Origin of the sequence: Klebsiella sp. WP4-W18-ESBL-05 (genome assembly GCF_014169075.1) — a bacterium.
In the GTDB taxonomy this organism is placed as follows: Bacteria; Pseudomonadota; Gammaproteobacteria; order Enterobacterales; family Enterobacteriaceae; genus Kluyvera; species Kluyvera ascorbata_B.
Genome location: NZ_AP022057.1, coordinates 1,394,629 through 1,409,252, shown reverse-complemented (window position 1 = coordinate 1,409,252; position 14,624 = coordinate 1,394,629). Strand labels below are relative to the sequence as shown.

14 protein-coding genes are annotated in these 14,624 nt (G+C 55.8%); all 14 read left to right on the top strand.

Annotation, left to right across the window (positions count from 1 at the left end; translation table 11 throughout):
- Positions 1-180 precede the first annotated feature (180 nt).
- On the top strand, positions 181-2,763 hold the full coding sequence (leuS, locus tag H7R58_RS06765) for a leucine--tRNA ligase (protein WP_106924694.1): 2,583 nt from the start codon (positions 181-183) through the stop codon (positions 2,761-2,763).
- 14 nt (positions 2,764-2,777) lie between these two features.
- The gene (lptE, locus tag H7R58_RS06760) at positions 2,778-3,350 is read left to right on the top strand and encodes an LPS assembly lipoprotein LptE (protein ID WP_182929289.1); all 573 of its coding nucleotides are present in this window, start codon (positions 2,778-2,780) and stop codon (positions 3,348-3,350) included.
- A complete protein-coding gene (holA, locus tag H7R58_RS06755; protein WP_182929290.1) occupies positions 3,350-4,381 on the top strand; it encodes a DNA polymerase III subunit delta in 1,032 nt (343 codons plus the stop codon). Before lptE ends, holA begins: the two co-directional genes overlap by 1 nt.
- The gene (gene nadD, locus H7R58_RS06750) at positions 4,374-5,033 is read left to right on the top strand and encodes a nicotinate-nucleotide adenylyltransferase (RefSeq protein WP_146145691.1); all 660 of its coding nucleotides are present in this window, start codon (positions 4,374-4,376) and stop codon (positions 5,031-5,033) included. Before holA ends, nadD begins: the two co-directional genes overlap by 8 nt.
- Positions 5,034-5,055: 22 nt before the next feature.
- Positions 5,056-5,667, top strand: coding sequence for an adenosylcobalamin/alpha-ribazole phosphatase (locus tag H7R58_RS06745; RefSeq protein ID WP_106924698.1), 612 nt, complete (start codon positions 5,056-5,058; stop codon positions 5,665-5,667).
- A 260-nt stretch (positions 5,668-5,927) separates the two neighbouring features.
- On the top strand, positions 5,928-6,245 hold the full coding sequence (gene rsfS / locus H7R58_RS06740; RefSeq protein WP_106924699.1) for a ribosome silencing factor: 318 nt from the start codon (positions 5,928-5,930) through the stop codon (positions 6,243-6,245).
- Between the two features lie 3 nt (positions 6,246-6,248).
- Positions 6,249-6,716, top strand: a complete 468-nt coding sequence (gene rlmH, locus H7R58_RS06735) for a 23S rRNA (pseudouridine(1915)-N(3))-methyltransferase RlmH (RefSeq protein WP_064548242.1) — start codon at positions 6,249-6,251, stop codon at positions 6,714-6,716.
- A 27-nt stretch (positions 6,717-6,743) separates the two neighbouring features.
- Positions 6,744-8,645 carry a peptidoglycan DD-transpeptidase MrdA gene (mrdA, locus tag H7R58_RS06730; RefSeq protein ID WP_106924700.1) on the top strand — a complete coding sequence of 634 codons (1,902 nt, stop codon included), beginning with the start codon at positions 6,744-6,746 and terminating at the stop codon, positions 8,643-8,645.
- A 2-nt stretch (positions 8,646-8,647) separates the two neighbouring features.
- Complete coding sequence (mrdB, locus tag H7R58_RS06725; protein WP_106924701.1) at positions 8,648-9,760, top strand: peptidoglycan glycosyltransferase MrdB; 1,113 nt, start codon at positions 8,648-8,650, stop codon at positions 9,758-9,760.
- A 10-nt stretch (positions 9,761-9,770) separates the two neighbouring features.
- Positions 9,771-10,886, top strand: coding sequence for an endolytic peptidoglycan transglycosylase RlpA (gene rlpA / locus H7R58_RS06720; RefSeq protein WP_182929291.1), 1,116 nt, complete (start codon positions 9,771-9,773; stop codon positions 10,884-10,886).
- 136 nt (positions 10,887-11,022) lie between these two features.
- Positions 11,023-12,222, top strand: a complete 1,200-nt coding sequence (gene dacA, locus H7R58_RS06715) for a D-alanyl-D-alanine carboxypeptidase DacA (protein WP_106924703.1) — start codon at positions 11,023-11,025, stop codon at positions 12,220-12,222.
- Between the two features lie 106 nt (positions 12,223-12,328).
- On the top strand, positions 12,329-12,592 hold the full coding sequence (ybeD, locus tag H7R58_RS06710) for a DUF493 family protein YbeD (RefSeq protein ID WP_035894333.1): 264 nt from the start codon (positions 12,329-12,331) through the stop codon (positions 12,590-12,592).
- 97 nt (positions 12,593-12,689) lie between these two features.
- Entirely contained in the window at positions 12,690-13,331 is a 642-nt protein-coding gene (gene lipB, locus H7R58_RS06705) for a lipoyl(octanoyl) transferase LipB (protein WP_182934679.1), read from the top strand.
- 306 nt (positions 13,332-13,637) lie between these two features.
- Positions 13,638-14,594: a YbeF family transcriptional regulator gene (locus H7R58_RS06700; protein WP_182928315.1), complete on the top strand. Its 957-nt coding sequence runs from the start codon at positions 13,638-13,640 to the stop codon at positions 14,592-14,594.
- Positions 14,595-14,624 lie beyond the last annotated feature (30 nt).

Genomic DNA, 14,624 nt, shown 5'->3' with positions numbered 1-14,624 from the left:
TTTCTCTTTCGCTTTGTCAGCTTTGCCACAGAGTGCGTAAATTATGCCTTGAGCTTTTCATCGGCTTAACGTGCTAAAGGCTGTTTTGACGTGCACGTTTGGGCTATGCTATGCGGATCTGAAATACCACATCTACTGGCTACATTTGTAGCTGCATTGAAAACAGGATTACTGGCTGCCATGCAAGAGCAATACCGCCCGGAAGAGATAGAATCGAAAGTCCAGCTTCACTGGGATGAGAAGCGCACATTTGAAGTTACTGAAGACGAGAGCAAAGAGAAGTATTACTGCCTGTCGATGCTTCCCTATCCTTCTGGTCGACTACACATGGGCCACGTCCGTAACTACACCATCGGCGACGTTATCGCTCGCTATCAGCGCATGCTGGGCAAAAACGTCCTGCAGCCTATCGGCTGGGATGCGTTCGGCCTGCCGGCTGAAGGTGCCGCGGTCAAAAACAACACCGCCCCGGCGCCGTGGACCTACGACAACATCGCGTACATGAAAAACCAGCTCAAAATGCTGGGCTTTGGTTACGACTGGAGTCGCGAGTTGGCAACCTGTACCCCGGAATACTACCGCTGGGAACAGAAATTCTTCACCGAGCTGTATAAAAAAGGCCTGGTGTACAAGAAAACGTCTGCGGTGAACTGGTGTCCGAACGACCAGACCGTCCTGGCCAACGAACAGGTTATCGACGGCTGCTGCTGGCGTTGCGATACCAAAGTTGAGCGTAAAGAGATCCCACAGTGGTTTATCAAAATCACCGCTTACGCTGACGAACTGCTGCGCGACCTGGATAACCTTGATCACTGGCCTGACACCGTGAAAACGATGCAGCGCAACTGGATCGGGCGTTCTGAAGGCGTAGAAATCACCTTCGACGTGACCGGTTACGACAATACGCTGACCGTTTACACCACCCGTCCAGACACCTTCATGGGCGCAACCTACCTGGCAGTAGCTGCAGGTCACCCGCTGGCGCAGAAAGCCGCTGCGACTAACCCCGCGCTGGCTGCTTTTATCGACGAATGCCGCAACACCAAAGTGGCCGAAGCCGATATGGCGACCATGGAGAAAAAAGGCGTCGACACCGGCTTTAAAGCCGTTCACCCGCTGACCGGCGAAGAGATTCCGGTATGGGCTGCCAACTTCGTGCTGATGGAGTATGGCACCGGCGCGGTGATGGCCGTTCCGGGTCACGACCAGCGCGACTACGAATTTGCCACCAAATACGGCCTGACCATCAAGCCGGTTATCCTGGCCGCTGACGGCAGCGAGCCGGATCTGTCTGAACAGGCGCTGACCGAAAAAGGCGTGCTGTTTAACTCTGGTGAATTCGACGGTCTGGCCTTTGAAGATGCCTTTAACGCCATTGCCGACAAACTGGCAGCAAAAGGCGTGGGCGAGCGCAAAGTTAACTACCGTCTGCGCGACTGGGGCGTTTCCCGCCAGCGTTACTGGGGCGCACCGATCCCGATGGTGACGCTGGAAGACGGCACCGTGCTGCCAACGCCAGAAGATCAGCTGCCGGTGATTCTGCCGGAAGACGTGGTCATGGACGGTATCACCAGCCCGATCAAAGCCGATCCGGAGTGGGCGAAAACCACCGTTAACGGTATGCCTGCGCTGCGTGAAACCGACACCTTCGATACCTTTATGGAATCATCATGGTACTACGCGCGCTACACCTGCCCGCAGTATCAGGAAGGCATGCTGGATTCCAAAGCCGCTAACTACTGGCTGCCGGTTGATATCTACATTGGCGGTATCGAACACGCCATCATGCACCTGCTCTACTTCCGCTTCTTCCACAAACTGATGCGCGATGCAGGCCTGGTCAACTCTGACGAGCCGGCTAAACAGCTGCTGTGTCAGGGCATGGTGCTGGCAGATGCCTTCTACTACGTGGGCGCAAACGGCGAACGTAACTGGGTTTCCCCGGTTGACGCCATCGTTGAGCGCGACGAAAAAGGCCGTATCGTGAAGGCGAAAGACGCGGCGGGCCATGAGCTGGTGTATACCGGCATGAGCAAGATGTCCAAGTCCAAAAACAACGGCATCGACCCGCAGGTTATGGTTGAACGCTACGGCGCCGACACCGTACGTCTGTTCATGATGTTTGCCTCTCCGGCTGACATGACCCTGGAATGGCAGGAATCCGGCGTTGAAGGGGCGAACCGCTTCCTGAAACGTGTCTGGAAACTGGTTTACGAGCACACCGCTCGTGGCCCAGTGGCAGCCATCAACGTTGATGCGCTGAACGAAGATCAGCAGGCGCTGCGTCGTGATGTCCATAAAACCATCGCCAAAGTCACCGATGATATCGGCCGTCGTCAGACCTTCAACACCGCGATTGCGGCAATCATGGAGCTGATGAACAAACTGGCGAAAGCGCCGATGGAAGACGCGCAGGACAGAGCACTGATGCAGGAAGCGCTGCTGGCTGTCGTGCGCATGCTCAACCCGTTCACTCCGCACGTGAGCTTCACGCTGTGGCAGGAACTGGGCGGCGAAGGCGATATCGATAACGCGCCGTGGCCGGTTGCCGACGAGAACGCGATGGTTGAAAACACCACGCTGGTCGTCGTACAGGTCAACGGTAAAGTGCGCGGTAAAATCACCGTCGCGGTCGATGCGACCGAAGAGCAGGTGCGTGAACGCGCAGGCCAGGAACCCCTGGTGGCGAAATACCTTGAAGGCGTTACCGTACGTAAAGTCATCTACGTACCGGGTAAACTGCTTAACCTGGTCGTAGGCTAAGCGCGGGAGGAAGCGTGCGATATCTGACAACATTGTTGTTATCTTTGGCGGTGCTGGTCACCGCCGGGTGCGGCTGGCATCTGCGTAGTACCACGCAGGTGCCGGATGAAATGAAAACATTGATCCTGCAGTCCGGCGATCCGAACGGCCCGCTGAGCCGCGCGGTGCGCGAACAGCTGAGAAGCAGCGGTATTACGGTGCTTGATCAGAGCACGCTTCGTCAGGACGTACCGTCTTTGCGTCTGGGCAATATTAGCCTTGCTCAGGACACGGCATCGGTATTCCAGAACGGCCAGACGGCAGAATATCAAATGGTCATGACGGTCAACGCTTCGGTGCTGATCCCGGGCCAGGATATCTTCCCGATCACCACCAAAGTGTACCGTTCGTTCTTTGACAACCCGCAGCAAGCGTTGGCAAAAGACAACGAGCAAAGCCTGATCGTTCAGGAGATGTATCAGAAGGCCGCCGAGCAGCTGATTCGTAAGCTGCCAAGCGTTCACATCGCCGATGTGAAAGAGAGTAAAGACGAGGCGGCCGTCACGCCGTCGAACGGCTCTCGTGTTTCAACTACTCTGGGTAACTGATGATTCGGCTGTACCCAGAACAACTCCGCGCGCAGCTCTCTGAAGGGCTGCGCGCGGCGTATCTCCTGCTCGGTAACGACCCCCTTTTTCTTCAGGAAAGCCAGGATGCGATACGCCACGCCTGCGTGAACGAAGGCTTTACCGAACATCATACATTCACGCTGGACGCCAGCACCGACTGGAACGAGATCTTCTCGCTATGCCAGGCAATGAGCCTGTTTGCCAGTCGCCAGACGCTGCTGCTGCTGCTGCCAGAAAACGGCCCGAATGCGGCCATCAACGAACAGCTGTCAACGCTGGTCAGCCTGCTGCATGACGATCTGCTGCTGATCGTGCGCGGCAATAAACTGACCAAATCACAGGAAAATGCCGCCTGGATCCAGGCGCTGGCCAGCCGCGCCGTGCAGATCAGCTGCCAGACGCCGGAACCGGCCCAGCTACCGCGCTGGCTGGCTAACCGTGCAAAGCAGAGCAACCTCCAGCTTGATGAACCCGCCAGTCAGCTACTTTGCTACTGCTACGAGGGCAACCTGCTGGCGCTGGCCCAGGCGCTGGAACGTCTGTCACTGCTGTGGCCTGACGGCAAGCTGACGCTGCCGCGCGTCGAACAGGCGGTCAACGATGCCGCGCACTTTACGCCGTTCCACTGGGTCGACGCCCTGCTGGCCGGCAAGAGCAAACGCGCGCTGCATATTCTGCAACAGCTGCGTCTCGAAGGCAGCGAGCCGGTGATCCTGCTGCGCACCGTCCAGCGTGAACTGCTGCTGCTGGTCACGCTGAAGCGCCAGAGCGCGCATACGCCACTGCGTTCGCTGTTTGATAAACACCGCGTCTGGCAAAACCGTCGGGGGATGGTCGGCGAAGCGCTCAACCGTCTGAGCGGCCCGCAGCTGCGCCAGGCGGTCACCCTGCTCAGCCGTGCCGAGCTGACGCTGAAACAAGATTACGGTCAGTCCATTTGGGCTGAGCTGGAAAGTTTGTCGCTGCTGCTTTGTCACAAAGCGCTAGCCGACGTATTTATCGATGGATGATATGGCAAAACTACAGGCGCTTTTCGGCGGGACCTTCGATCCCATCCACTACGGCCACCTGAAGCCGGTTGAGATTCTGGCTAACCAGATTGGTCTTTCGCGGGTGATCATTATGCCCAACAACGTGCCGCCGCATCGCCCACAGCCGGAAGCCACCAGCGAACAGCGTAAATTAATGGTTGAGCTGGCGATTGCCGATAAGCCGCTATTCGTACTCGACGAACGCGAGCTGCGTCGCGACACGCCGTCGTTTACCGCCGACACCCTACAGGAGTGGCGCGCGGAACAGGGCGCGGATAAGCCGTTGGCCTTTATTATCGGACAGGACTCGCTGCTCACCTTCCCTAGCTGGCACCGCTATGAAACGATTCTCGAGCACGTACACCTGCTGGTGACGCGTCGCCCGGGCTACCCGCTGACTATGCAGCAGGAAGAGCATCAGGACTGGCTGGATCGTCACCTTACCAGCAATATTGAAGACCTGCACAATCAGCCCGCGGGTAAAATTTTCCTCGCCGAAACGCCCTGGTTCGACGTCTCCGCGACGTTGATTCGCGAGCGCCTGGAGCGCGGTGAGTCTTGCGACGAAATGATGCCAGAACCGGTGCTCAACTATATTATGCAGCAGGGGTTGTACCACCACGGCGCTTAGGCCTGTAAACGGGGAAGACAGCATGAAACTCTGGTTAGTTCGCCACGGCGAAACCGAAGCCAACGTAGCCGGGCTGTATAGCGGCCACGCCCCCACGCCGCTGACTGCCCGTGGCCAGCAGCAGGCCATACGCCTCGGCGAGATGCTACGACAGGTTCCCTTCGATGGCGTATTGTGCAGTGAACTGGAGCGAACCCAGCACACCGCACGACTGCTGCTCGGCGAGCGCGACATTCCCTTTACCCCCCACCCGCTGCTCAACGAAATGTATTTCGGCGACTGGGAAATGCGCCACCACCGCGACCTGCAGAAAGAAGACAAAGATAACTATGCCGCCTGGTGCGCCGACTGGCAGCATGCGGCTCCCACCAACGGTGAAGGTTTCCCCGACTTTTCCCGCCGCGTCGCCGCCTTTGCCGCCGAATTACCGGGCTATACATACCAGAATCTCCTTATCGTCAGCCATCAGGGCGTATTGAGCCTGTTAACCGCCTGTTTACTGGGAATGCCAACCGCCAGCATGTGGCATTTTCGCATCGATCACGGCGCGTGGAGCGTCATTGATTTCACGCCAGAATTTACCACGCTGCGGGTGCTGAACAGCCGGGCCATTTGGCTACCGGAAGAGGGATAAAACCGATTTCTGCGCCGCAGAGACGCCAGCCCATTGACACCAAACCATAGACTGTTATTCTCCGCAGCCTGAATCATCCCCCTCCAGCATTTGTGGACAGAAATTGTTTTACAAAAATGGCGATGCAATCGGCATGAAGGAATGGGATGATACCCCGCCTGAAAGGCCGTTTGGTGATTTTTTGTCCCGACAATATTTTCAGTTCGGGTATACTGTCAGGCTGTTTTATATCGTTCATCTTCACACCCCAGGGGGAACACTTGCAGGGTAAAGCACTCCAGGATTTTGTTGTCGACAAAATTGATGATTTAAAAGGTCAGGACATCATCAAAATTGATGTTCAGGGTAAATCCAGCATCACTGATTGCATGGTTATCTGCACCGGCACCTCCAGCCGCCACGTTATGTCCATTGCCGATCATGTGGTTCAGGAATCCCGCGCAGCCGGTCTGCTGCCATTAGGCGTTGAAGGCGAAAGCGTTGCCGACTGGATTGTCGTTGATTTAGGCGATGTCATTGTCCACGTCATGCAGGAAGAGAGCCGTCGCCTGTATGAGCTGGAAAAACTCTGGGGTTAAGTTGTGAAGCTGCAGTTGGTCGCCGTCGGCACCAAAATGCCGGATTGGGTACAAACCGGTTTTACCGAATACCTTCGTCGTTTTCCGAAAGATATGCCGTTCGAACTGGTGGAAATTCCCGCCGGCAAGCGCGGTAAAAACGCCGATATCAAACGTATTCTGGATAAAGAAGGCGAGATGATGCTCGCCGCCGCAGGAAAAAACCGCATCGTCACGCTGGATATCCCCGGGAAACCCTGGGATACGCCGCAGCTTGCGCGCGAACTGGAACGCTGGAAGGGTGACGGTCGTGATGTCAGCCTGTTAATCGGCGGTCCGGAAGGCCTTTCCCCGGCATGCAAGGCCGCAGCAGAACAAAGTTGGTCGCTCTCCACCCTGACGCTCCCTCACCCGCTGGTGCGCGTGCTGGTCGCCGAAAGCCTTTATCGGGCGTGGAGCATTACCACCAACCACCCTTACCACCGCGAGTAATGATGACCAGGGTAGATTAAGCAGCGAATGAAACTACAGAATTCTTTTCGCGACTATACGGCAGAGTCCGCGCTTTTTGTGCGCCGGGCAGTGGTCGCTTTTTTGGGAATTTTGCTGCTTACCGGCGTGCTGATTGCCAACCTCTACAATTTACAGATCGTCCGTTTCACCGACTATCAGACGCGCTCTAACGAAAACCGCATCAAGCTGGTGCCGATCGCACCGAGCCGCGGCATAATCTACGATCGTAACGGTACGCCGCTGGCGCTTAACCGCACCATCTACCAGCTGGAAATCATGCCGGAAAAAGTCGACAGCGTGCAGCAGACCATCGACGGCCTGCGCGACGTCGTCGATCTCAGCGATGACGATATCGCCGCCTTTAAAAAAGAGCGCGCCCGTTCGCATCGCTTTACCTCTATTCCGCTTAAAACCAACCTCACCGAAGTGCAGGTGGCCCGCTTTGCCGTCAATCAGTACCGCTTTCCTGGCGTAGAAGTCAAAGGCTATAAACGCCGTTTCTATCCCTACGGTTCTGCCCTGACCCACGTTATCGGCTACGTATCAAAAATTAACGATAAAGACGTCGACCGGTTGGACAAAGACGGCAAACTGGCCAACTACGCGGCAACCCACGATATCGGGAAGCTGGGTATTGAGCGTTATTACGAAGATATGCTCCACGGGCAGACCGGCTACGAAGAGGTTGAAGTCAACAACCGCGGCCGCGTCATTCGTCAGCTTAAAGAAGTGCCGCCGCAGGCCGGGCACGATATTTACCTGACGCTCGATCTCAAGCTCCAGCAATACATTGAAACGCTGCTGGCGGGCAGCCGTGCCGCCGTGGTGGTCACCGACCCGCGCACCGGCAGCATTCTGGCGCTGGTTTCCACGCCAAGCTACGATCCCAACCTGTTCGTTGACGGTATTTCCAGCAAAGACTACAGCGGTCTGCTAAACGACCCGAATACCCCGCTGGTTAACCGCGCGACGCAGGGGGTTTACCCACCGGCATCGACGGTGAAACCGTATGTGGCGGTTTCCGCAATGAGCGCAGGCGTGATCAACCGCAATACCAGCCTGTTTGACCCGGGCTGGTGGCAGCTTCCCGGCTCAGAAAAACGCTACCGTGACTGGAAAAAATGGGGCCACGGGCACCTTAACGTCACCAAAGCGCTGGAAGAATCGGCGGATACCTTCTTCTACCAGGTCGCCTATGACATGGGGATCGACCGCCTGTCTGAGTGGATGAGTAAGTTTGGCTACGGCGACTACACCGGCATCGACCTGGCAGAAGAACGTTCCGGTAACATGCCGACGCGCGAATGGAAGCTGAAGCGCTTTAAGAAACCGTGGTATCAGGGCGATACCATTCCTGTCGGCATCGGCCAGGGCTACTGGACCGCGACCCCGATTCAGATGAGCAAAGCGCTGATGACCCTGATTAACGACGGCGTGGTGAAAATCCCTCACCTGCTGGCAAGCCGGGTCGAAGACGGTAAAAAAGTGCCGTGGACTCAGCCTGAAGAGCCGCCGATTGGCGACATTCATTCCGGCTACTGGGAAATTGCCAAAGACGGCATGTACGGCGTAGCCAATCGCCCGAACGGCACCGCGCATAAATACTTCGCCGGCGCACCGTATAAAATTGCGGCGAAATCCGGTACCGCGCAGGTCTTTGGCCTGAAGGCTAACGAAACCTATAATGCGCATCGTATTGCCGAGCGTCTGCGTGACCACAAACTAATGACCGCCTTTGCGCCGTATAACGATCCCCAGGTCGCCGTAGCGATTATCCTGGAGAACGGCGGCGCTGGCCCGGCTGTCGGTACCATCATGCGTCAGATCCTTGACCACATCATGCTGGGCGACAACAACACCGATTTACCGGCTGAGAACCCTGCTGCAGCCGCGTCGGAGGACCAATAATCATGACGGATAATCCGAACAAAAAATCGTTCTGGGATAAAATTCACCTCGACCCAGCCATGCTGCTGATTCTGCTGGCGCTGCTGACCTATAGCGCGCTGGTTATCTGGAGCGCCAGCGGCCAGGACATGGGGATGACGGAACGTAAAATTGGCCAGATCGCCATGGGGCTCGTTATCATGGTCGTCATGGCACAGATCCCGCCGCGAGTCTACGAAGGCTGGGCGCCCTGGCTGTATATCTTCTGTATTATCCTGCTGGTGGCGGTCGATGCCTTTGGCGCCATCTCCAAAGGTGCCCAGCGCTGGCTGGACCTCGGCGTGGTGCGCTTCCAGCCGTCTGAGATAGCCAAAATCGCCGTCCCGCTAATGGTGGCGCGTTTTATTAACCGCGACGTTTGCCCGCCCACGCTGAAAAATACCGCCATCGCGCTGGTGCTGATTTTCATGCCGACGCTGTTGGTCGCCGCCCAGCCGGACCTTGGTACATCCATCCTGGTCGCCCTGTCCGGCCTGTTCGTGCTGTTCCTGGCAGGCCTGAGCTGGCGGTTAATTCTGGTCGCCGTGGTGCTGGTCGCCTGCTTTATCCCGATACTCTGGTTCTTCCTGATGCACGACTATCAGCGCCAGCGCGTGATGATGCTGATGGACCCGGAATCCGATCCGCTGGGCGCGGGCTACCACATTATTCAGTCCAAAATCGCCATCGGATCTGGCGGCCTGCGTGGCAAAGGCTGGTTGCACGGCACGCAATCGCAGCTCGAATTCTTGCCGGAACGCCATACCGACTTTATCTTTGCGGTACTGGCCGAGGAGCTGGGGCTTATTGGTATTCTGATTCTGCTGGCGTTGTACGTGCTACTGATTATGCGCGGCCTGTGGATCGCCGCCCAGGCGCAAACCACGTTTGGCCGCGTCATGGCCGGTGGTTTGATGCTGATTTTATTCGTTTATGTATTTGTTAATATTGGTATGGTAAGTGGCATCTTGCCGGTGGTGGGCGTTCCGCTGCCGCTGGTCAGCTACGGGGGGTCAGCCCTGATCGTACTGATGGCCGGGTTCGGTATCGTCATGTCGATACACACCCACAGGAAAATGTTGTCAAAAAGCGTCTAAGGGGTGCTCAATGCGTAAGCAATGGCTTGGGATCTGCATAGCGGCAGGGCTGCTGGCGGCTTGTTCGAGTGATGATGTTCAGCAGCAGACCGTCTCCGCACCAAAACCTGCGGTATGTAATGGCCCGACGGTGGAAATCAGCGGGGCCGATCCACGCTTTGAGCCACTGAACGCGACGGCGAATCAGGATTACGAACGCGACGGTAAGAAATATAGAATTGTCCAGGACCCGTCCAACTTCAGCCAGGCCGGGCTTGCCGCCATCTATGATGCCGAACCGGGCAGCAATCTGACGGCGATCGGCGAAGCGTTCGATCCGACGCAGCTTACCGCCGCGCACCCTACCCTGCCGGTGCCGAGCTACGCGCGTATTACCAATCTGGCTAACGGCCGGATGATCGTAGTGCGTATTAACGATCGCGGCCCTTATGGCAACGATCGCGTGATTTCGCTCTCCCGCGCGGCGGCGGATCGTCTGAACACATCAAACAATACCAAAGTCCGTATCGACCCGATTATCGTCGCCCAGGATGGTTCGCTTTCCGGCCCCGGCATGGCCTGTACCACCGTCGCGAAGCAAACCTACGCGCTCCCGGACCGCCCTGACCTGAGCGGCGGCATGGGCAGCGCCTCTTCCACCCCGCAGGCCAGCGCGCCTCAGGGTGACGTACGCGCGATCAGTAACGATACCCTCGCCTCAGCCGACAGCGGCGAAGGCGCGCCGGTGAAAAGCGGTGGCTTCCTTGGTGCTCCGACACCATTAAATAGCGGCGTACTCGAAGAGTCCACACCGGCACCGGTGCCGCAGGCTGCGGCACCGGTTACCGCGCCGGTAAGTGCCCCCGCAAGCGCCGCGCCAGCCGCGACGGCTGCCGTCGCCGCACCTGCAGCAGCAGCAGCCGGAAACTACGTAGTTCAGGTTGGCGCAGTCAGCGACCAGACCCGCGCACAGCAGTATCAGCAGCGTCTGAGCCAGCAGTTCTCCGTCCCGGGCCGCGTAACGCAAAACGGCGCGGTCTGGCGTATTCAGCTCGGTCCATTCGCCAGCAAAGCGGAAGCCGGTACCATACAGCAACGTTTGCAGAGCGAAGCACAGCTGCAATCGTTTATTACGCACGCCAACTAAAGCGCTCGCGGCATCCGATGCTTCGTATATGTAAACGTCATTAACAAAGTCATATACGATGTCGGATGCCTGTCTAAAGGGCATTTGCTATAGTAAGGCACTTTTTAACTCCATCACGGATGTCGTTGTTTTGACCATGAAGACCTCTTTTCTCGCTTGCTTACTCATTCCGGCGCTCTCCGTCGCAGCACTGAGCTCCGTCGCCCACGCCGATGACCTGAACATCAAAACCATGATTCCAGGCGTTCCGCAGATTGACGCCGAGTCCTACATTCTTATTGATTACAACTCCGGCAAGGTGCTGGCTGAGCAAAACGCTGACGCCCGCCGCGATCCGGCCAGCCTGACAAAAATGATGACCAGCTACGTCATCGGTCAGGCAATGAAAGCGGGCAAGTTTAAAGAATCCGATTTGGTCACCATCGGTAACGATGCCTGGGCCACCGGCAACCCGGTGTTCAAAGGCTCTTCCCTGATGTTCCTTAAGCCGGGTATGCAGGTACCGGTATCACAGCTGATTCGCGGGATTAACCTGCAATCGGGTAACGATGCCTGTGTTGCCATGGCCGACTACGTCGCTGGCAGCCAGGATGCCTTCGTGGGCCTGATGAACAGCTACGTCAACGCGCTGGGGCTGAAAAACACCCACTTCCAGACCGTTCACGGCCTGGATGCAGACGGCCAGTACAGTTCCGCACGTGATATGGCGATGATTGGCCAGGCGCTGATTCGCGACGTGCCGAACGAATACACCATCTACAAAGAAAAAGAGTTCACCTTTAACGGCATTCGTCAGCTAAACCGTAACGGCCTGCTGTGGGACAATAGCCTGAACGTTGACGGCATTAAAACCGGCCACACCGACAAAGCCGGTTACAACCTGGTGGCCTCCGCGACCGAAGGCCAGATGCGCCTTGTTTCTGCCGTCATGGGCGGCCGCACCTACAAAGGGCGTGAAACTGAGAGCAAAAAGCTGCTGACCTGGGGCTTCCGCTTCTTTGAAACCGTTAACCCAATCAAAGCCGGTAAAGAGTTCGCCTCTGAACCCGCCTGGTTTGGTGATACCGATCGTGCGTCCCTGGGCGTCGATAAAGACGTTTACCTGACCATCCCGCGCGGCCGCATGAAGGACCTGAAAGCCAGCTACGTGCTGAACAACAGCGAGCTGCACGCACCGCTGCAGAAAAACCAGGTGGTCGGTACCATTAACTTCCAGCTGGACGGTAAAACCATCGACCAGCGCCCTCTGGTGGTGCTGCAAGAAATACCGGAAGGTAACTTCTTCGGCAAAATCATTGATTACATTAAATTAATGTTCCATCACTGGTTTGGTTAAAAATCACCCACTTGAAAGTGTGATTTCCATCCCCATATACTATGCATAGCTAAAATAACTCCCGCTAACCATGCGGGAGTTATTCTTTTTTAACACTGGAGCTGACATGAAAACCAAACTGAACGAACTGCTTGAATTCCCTACTCCGTTTACTTACAAAGTAATGGGTCTGGCGAAACCTGAGCTGGTTGACCTGGTGGTTGAAGTGGTACAGCGCCATGCGCCAGGTGATTACTCTCCGCAGATAAAACCGAGCAGCAAAGGCAACTACCACTCGGTGTCCATTACCATCAATGCAACCCACATTGAGCAGGTCGAGACGCTGTACGAAGAGTTGGGCAATATTGAAATTGTCCGTATGGTGCTGTAATCGCATCACCGTTACCCGGCACGCCCGGGTAACGCTTCTCTCCACCTGTCTGTGATATACTCTGCGTCCATTATTTCCCCTCTGCGGAGACGCTGTTTTGGACTTCAATACCCTCCTCATCCGTCAACTGGGCCTACAGCCTTACGAACCTATTTCCCAGGCGATGCACGACTTTACCGATAACCGTGATGAATCCACGCTTGATGAGATCTGGCTGGTTGAGCATCAGCCGGTTTTTACGCAGGGTCAGGCGGGGAAAGCAGAACATGTGCTGGTACCGGGCGATATTCCGGTCATTCAGAGCGATCGCGGCGGCCAGGTAACCTATCATGGCCCGGGTCAGCAGGTTATGTACGTGCTGTTAAACCTGAAGCGCCGCAAGCTCGGCGTACGTGAACTGGTGACCCTGCTGGAGCAAGCCGTGGTCGATACGCTGGCAGAACTCGGGATTGAAGCCCATCCGCGCGCCGACGCGCCGGGCGTTTACGTTGGCGAGAAAAAGATTTGCTCGCTGGGGCTGCGTATCCGTAAGGGCTGCTCTTTCCACGGGCTGGCGCTGAATGTGGCGATGGACCTTTCCCCTTTCCTGCGCATTAACCCCTGCGGCTATGCGGGCATGGAGATGGCGCAGGTCTCACAGTGGGTGAGCGAAGCCAAACCGGAAAATATATCCCCAATTCTTGTGGACAAATTTTTAGCGCGGCTAAACAATCCGCCGCATGAATATATCTCTGCTTAATATATTATATATTTCGGCCCAATATTTTTTGGGCCATTAACGCTTCGTCACTCGCCCGCTGAACAATATCTCGTTTTTCGTATCTTCCTGCTGCACATTTAGCAAAAAAGTGCAAAGCAGATCTCATTTCTGTGCAAAACTGAGAGTGTTGATATACATTTAATGAATGCATTAGATTCATTAATGCATTGAGGGATAACGCAAAATTGCTATTTTTTACCTTGCAGTAACATGGACTCAGGAATAATAATAATAATGTAACTATCAACTATCATTCATGGTGTGAATGAATATGGAGTAAGCAGTGTGGATTATAACAATAAGCCAGAAAATAAAATAAACCTTAATGTCGATAATGACACACCACAAATCTTTCGCACCCTGCGCAATATAGACCTGAACCTGTTGACGATATTTGAAGCGGTTTATGTTCATAAAGGCATCGTCAATGCGGCAAAAGTCCTGAACCTTACGCCGTCCGCCATTAGTCAATCCATCCAGAAACTCCGCCTGCTGTTCCCTGACCCGCTGTTCATTCGTAAAGGACAGGGCGTCACGCCAACTGCCTATGCCTCGCATCTGCACGAGTACATTAGCCAGGGGCTGGAATCGATTCTCGGCGCACTGGACCTGGACGGCAGCTATGACAAACAGCGGGTGATCACCATCGGGACGGCGGCGTCTGTGGGGGCCATTGTCATGCCGGTTATCTATCAGGCGGTGAAGCAGACCTACCCACAGGTGCTGCTACGCAACGTGGCGGTAACCGACGCCAACGCCCAGCTTAGCCAGTTCCAGACCGATTTAGTGATCGACAACCATGAGCATAACAATCCGCGAACGCTGGGCCGCCATGCCCTCTTCAGCGATAATCTGGTGCTCGTTTGTCGTAACGACCATCCTGCGCTTAACGAAGAGCCGTCGGCCGAAACGTTGATGCAATACGAGCATACGCTGCTGACAATGGACGGCGCCGGGCAGAACGACCTCTACAAACGCATTCGCGACATGCTCCCCGACCGTCAGGTCAGCGTGAGCAGTTACAACCTGTTTACCATTGCGTCACTGATCGCCTCGAGCAACCTGATAGGCATCATGCCGCTGCGCTTCTACCATATCTTTAAGCAGTGTTGGCCGCTGTGCACGCTGGATTTCGCGCCATTACAGCAGGAACGAGTCGATTTTTCATTGCATTACAATAAACTCAGCCTGCGGGACCCGGTAATGCAAAACATTATCAACGTCATCCATCAGGCATTCTAGTTCACCCGCCACCCGCTATCCTCTGCCGGC

Excerpts from the sequence above, each read along its gene's own strand:
- leuS (WP_106924694.1), top strand. The coding sequence starts at position 181 with ATGCAAGAGCAATACCGCCCGGAAGAGATAGAATCGAAAGTCCAGCTT.
- holA (WP_182929290.1), top strand. The coding sequence starts at position 3,350 with ATGATTCGGCTGTACCCAGAACAACTCCGCGCGCAGCTCTCTGAAGGG.
- nadD (WP_146145691.1), top strand. The coding sequence starts at position 4,374 with ATGGATGATATGGCAAAACTACAGGCGCTTTTCGGCGGGACCTTCGAT.
- H7R58_RS06745 (WP_106924698.1), top strand. The coding sequence starts at position 5,056 with ATGAAACTCTGGTTAGTTCGCCACGGCGAAACCGAAGCCAACGTAGCC.
- mrdA (WP_106924700.1), top strand. The coding sequence starts at position 6,744 with ATGAAACTACAGAATTCTTTTCGCGACTATACGGCAGAGTCCGCGCTT.
- mrdB (WP_106924701.1), top strand. The coding sequence starts at position 8,648 with ATGACGGATAATCCGAACAAAAAATCGTTCTGGGATAAAATTCACCTC.
- rlpA (WP_182929291.1), top strand. The coding sequence starts at position 9,771 with ATGCGTAAGCAATGGCTTGGGATCTGCATAGCGGCAGGGCTGCTGGCG.
- dacA (WP_106924703.1), top strand. The coding sequence starts at position 11,023 with ATGAAGACCTCTTTTCTCGCTTGCTTACTCATTCCGGCGCTCTCCGTC.
- ybeD (WP_035894333.1), top strand. The coding sequence starts at position 12,329 with ATGAAAACCAAACTGAACGAACTGCTTGAATTCCCTACTCCGTTTACT.